Annotated in this window: 4 protein-coding genes; all 4 read right to left on the bottom strand. The window is 60.1% G+C overall.

Annotation, left to right across the window (positions count from 1 at the left end; all coding sequences use genetic code 11):
* Positions 1-73 precede the first annotated feature (73 nt).
* Positions 74-400, bottom strand: coding sequence for a DnaJ family domain-containing protein (locus tag ACE3OH_RS19765; RefSeq protein WP_374357210.1), 327 nt, complete (start codon positions 398-400; stop codon positions 74-76).
* A gap of 90 nt (positions 401-490) precedes the next feature.
* Entirely contained in the window at positions 491-862 is a 372-nt protein-coding gene (locus ACE3OH_RS19760; RefSeq protein WP_374357208.1) for a VOC family protein, read from the bottom strand.
* Positions 863-1,089: 227 nt separating this feature from the next.
* The gene (locus tag ACE3OH_RS19755; protein ID WP_374357206.1) at positions 1,090-2,838 is read right to left on the bottom strand and encodes a PQQ-binding-like beta-propeller repeat protein; all 1,749 of its coding nucleotides are present in this window, start codon (positions 2,836-2,838) and stop codon (positions 1,090-1,092) included.
* A 104-nt stretch (positions 2,839-2,942) separates the two neighbouring features.
* A partial coding sequence (locus tag ACE3OH_RS19750; protein ID WP_374357204.1) for a class I tRNA ligase family protein occupies positions 2,943-4,573 on the bottom strand: 1,631 nt, incomplete at its 5' end.

Below are 4,573 nucleotides of genomic sequence, written 5' to 3'. Positions count from 1 at the left end.
AGCCCAGTCCGGTTTGTACAGAAGTTCCCACTGTAAAAGCGCGCAAGCCGGTCTGGCAAGCCGGCCTTTGCGCTCACAGCACGCCGCTACTGCGCAGGCTTTCCAGGCGCAAGGCAATGGCCTGGTCCAATTCGCTCAGGCGCTGCTGCAAGGCGCGCTGCTCGGCCGGGTCTTGCGCTGCTGCCAGCGCCGCCTGCAGCGCGCTGCGCGAACGCAGCGCATCCACCTCTGGCGGCACGCAACCGGCATCCTTCAGAATTTTGAAGGGCATGCGCAGGGCGTCGGGCGTCTGGGTAAACGCGTCGTCGTCTGCCAGCGGCTTGCCAAAGCTGGCCGCCTGCTGCAATTCGCCGGATTTGCGTGCCAGCTCGATCTGTTGGGCGATTTCGTCTTCTTCCATGATATGGCTCACCAATTGAACGAGTTAGCCGTGGGACAGCATGTACCGCAAAGCAGCCAGCATTCGCGGCTGGTGCCGCTCCTGCAATGTTCAGCCAGGCAGGGCCTGCAATAGCTCCACCCGGTTGCCGAACGGGTCGGCAGTAAAGGCGCGCCGATAGCCACTCAGCGCCTCTTGTGGCTCGGTAAACGCAAAACCGGCAGCACTCAGCGCCTGGCCCAAGGCCACCAGATCGCCCACCACAAAGGCCGGGTGCGCCTTTTTGGCCGCGCGAAAGTCGTCCTCGATCCCGAGGTGTATCTGCACCGCGCCACACTGGAACCACACACCACCACGCGCTGCCAAGGGCATGGGCTTGGGGATTTCCGGCAGGCCCAGCAACTGGCCATAGAACACTCGAGCGTCAGCTTCGCCTGCGGCGGGGATGGCGATCTGGATATGGTGTAGCGCAAGGATGCTCATCTAGTCAGTCTCCGGAATCAGGTTTTCTTCACCATCGGCGGCTCGAACGATCCTGGCAATTGCCTTGTCTTGCTAGGTTTTGGCATCAGTAATGGCGATGGCTGACCGCTACCAAACGGGCGGCCACACGCCAATTCCGATGGGCGCCAGGCATTGATCGCCGACCCAGGTCGGCAATAAGAAGGCCGATTACGCGGCCTTCATTGCGATTGCGCTGTATCCGCTTATCAATCGTGCTGGTAGATCACCGCATAGCGCTTGTTTTGCAGCATGTCGGATGCCGAAGTACCGACGCCGGCAAAGACCTGCAAGCCATGCAGATTGCTGACGTCGATATTGGCAAATATCTGAACGGTCTTCGGCGCAAGCACGCCGCTCGAGTAAGCGGGCACATCACCGCCGCCCCAGAAAAACCAGCCATTGCCATTGTTTGCCAGCCAGAGCCCCTTGAGCTGCGCCACCAGGAACATCTGGCCATTTTGGCCAGTGAGTAGACCTGGGTCGACGGCAACGGACAGGCTCTTGTTGATATCGGCACCCGTTATGCCAGGTGTGAACGAAGCCGGCAGGGGCGCCGCGGTCTTGGTAGTTACCGAGAAACTGGCACGGCCCGAGCCAATGTTCAGCGTAGCCGTGGCAACGGTACCTGCACTGGCCGAGGCCACCACGTTTACGCGCAAGGAGTCGCCGCTGTTCACAAAACCCGCATTGCTGGTGAACGCACCGCCATTGATCGAATACTGTCCGCCGGTGATCGAAATCGGCACGGCAGCGTTAATGCCCGTCACGGTCTGGGCGGTCGAGATGATACCGGTCGATGGAGCAGCACCTGTCACGCTGGCAAAATTGATCGGATCCGGCAGATCATCCAGTGCGCCCTTGGCGATGCCATACAGGGCACCATCATTTGCCGCAATCACCAGCATGCTATCGGTCAGGGCCATCGGGCCGGCAGCCGGGTACGACCAGTCGGCCTTATGTGTAGTCAGATTGATCGCGTAGGTCTTGCTGCCGCTTGCCACCAGCGCGTGGGTGTCGGTCACGATGAACTGGGTTCCCAGGGCCTCACCTGCAGGAGCCTCCCACATCCACAGAAGCGCGCCGTCAGTTTCAGCTCTGGCAGCCAGTGCACCACTGGATCGATGGTAAACAATACCCTTGGCGACCGCTGGCTGGCCGTCACCCGGCTGGGTCCAGGCGATACTCTTGGCATTGAGGTCGAACTTGATCAAGCGGTTGTTATTGGTAGCAAAGAGATCGTTATTGCCACCCAATACCGGTGCATGCTTAGCGTTATACCCGGTCCAGTTGTAGTCTTTATCAGCGATGGTGAAGGCAGACTTGCCGGTGATGCGGTCCAGTGCAGTCATCGTTCCACCGAGGTAGGAGAACACAAAATTTGCATTGACCGCCGGTGTCCAATTGTCTTCCCAGTACAAGCCGCTAAACCAGCTTTCTTTTGCAGCTGCCGGATCAATGGCAGCCACACCGCCATACCCGCCACTCGGTACATACACCTTGCCGTCGTAGATCGTCGGGGCGTAATAGCTTTCCCACTGCGCCGGTTGTGCAACGCGGAAAGTCAGCGAGCCATCGACAGCGGAATAGGCACGAAGGTAGGTATCACCGGAATGGTTGATGGTCTTCACATAGACCTTGCCATTGTCGAAACTCGGCGGTGTCGCGCTATGCGGATTGCCCATGTCGGCCGTCCATTGCAGCGCACCATTGCCAAGCGAATAACTCGTCAGCTGGCTCCTTGACGACACGAATACTTGCTGACCCGCCACAGCAGGCTGGCCGGAGAGACCCAGTGTCTGACTGGATGGCGAAGTCGCCTTCCATGCCAGACGGCCATACGGCACCGACAGATCAAGCGGTACATAACCCGTGTGCGAGGCATTGCCTTGATACATGGTCCAGTCGGCCGCCCACAGCGGCATAGCGATTGCTGCCGACAAAAGGGTCGTATACATCAGTTTTTTTGTAAGCGTCATGACTTCGTTTCGAATTTGAATCACACAAAATGGCGCCGCCATGGTCTTGCGGCGGCGCCGTTACGATCAGCTGTACAAACGCACTAGCCCAGCTTCACCAGCTGCGCCTTCAGCTTGTCCAGTGTGTCGCCAAAGTCGGCCAGGCGCTTGCGTTCCTGCTCCACCACTGCAGGCGGCGCCTTGTCGGCAAAGGCCGGGTTGGCCAGTTTGGCGTTGGCCTTGGCTACTTCACCTTCGAGGCGCGCCACTTCCTTGGCAATGCGCACTTTCTCGGCAGCCTTGTCGATTTCCACCTTCAGCATCAGGCGGGTACCGCCCACCACCTGCACCGGGGCGTCGTCGGCCGGCAAGGCGTCCACCACCTGTACTTCCGACAAGCGACCGAGCAGCTGCAGATAAGGGCCGAACTCGGCCAGCTCACTGCTGGCGCCTTCCAGAATCAGCGGCACGCGCTGCGATGGGCCCAGATTCATTTCGCTGCGCAAGGTACGCACCGCCATGGTCAGGGCCCGGAACACCTCCATGCGTGCGCTGGCGGCGGCATCGATTTTTTCTGGCTGCGCCAGCGGCCAGGCTGCCAGCATCAGCGATTCGCTCTTCTTGGCATTGGCCAGCGGCGCCACCGTTTGCCACAGCTCTTCGGTGATGAAGGGGATGATCGGATGCGCGAGGCGCAGCGCCACTTCCAGCACGCGCACCAGGGTGCGGCGGGTAGCACGTTGCTGCGCTTCGTCGCCACCTTGCAGCTGTACCTTGGCCAGCTCCACATACCAGTCGCAATACTCGTTCCACACGAATTCATAAATCGCCTGGGCGGCAAGGTCGAAGCGATAGGTGTCGAGTGCTTCGGCCACGGCGGCCTCGACCTTTTGCAGCTCGCCAATGATCCATTTGTCGACAAAGGAGAAGCTCAGCGGCAGGCTCTCGTCTGTTCCGCAATCGTGCCCTTCCACATTCATCAGCACAAAGCGGGTGGCGTTCCACAGCTTGTTGCAGAAGTTGCGATAGCCCTCGGCGCGCTTGAAGTCGAAGTTCACATTGCGGCCCAGCGTGGCATAGCTGGCCATGGTGAAACGCAGCGCGTCGGTGCCGTAGGCCGGCATGCCCTCGGGGAACAACTTTTCGGTGAGCTTGGCGATCTGCGGCGCTTTTTCCGGGCGGCGCAGGCCGGTGGTGCGCTTGCCCACCAGCTCCGGCAGGGCGATGCCATCGATCAGGTCCACCGGATCGAGCACATTGCCCTCCGATTTGCTCATCTTCTTGCCTTCATGGTCGCGCACGATGCCGTGGATATACACGTCCTTGAACGGCACCCGGCCGATAAAGTGGGTGCTCATCATGATCATCCGCGCTACCCAGAAGAAGATGATCTCGTAGCCGGTCACCAGCACCGAGGACGGCAGGAAGGCATTGAGCGCCGGATTGGCAGCATCCTTCTCCGCATCACCAGTCCAGCCCAGGGTGCTGAATGGCACCAGGGCCGAGCTGAACCAGGTGTCGAGCACATCGTCGTCGCGGCGCAAGGTCTTGCCCGGCGCCTGCGCCTGGGCTTCTTCCAGATTGCGACCCACATAGACCTGGCCGGCTTCGTCATACCAGGCGGGAATCTGGTGGCCCCACCACAGCTGGCGGCTGATACACCAGTCCTGGATATTGTTCATCCACTGGTTGTAGGTATTCACCCAGTTTTCCGGATAGAACTTCACCTGGCCCG

This window comes from Chitinimonas sp., assembly GCF_041904975.1.
Taxonomy (GTDB): domain Bacteria; phylum Pseudomonadota; class Gammaproteobacteria; order Burkholderiales; family Chitinimonadaceae; genus Chitinimonas.
This window is presented reverse-complemented; position numbering and strand designations above follow the sequence as displayed.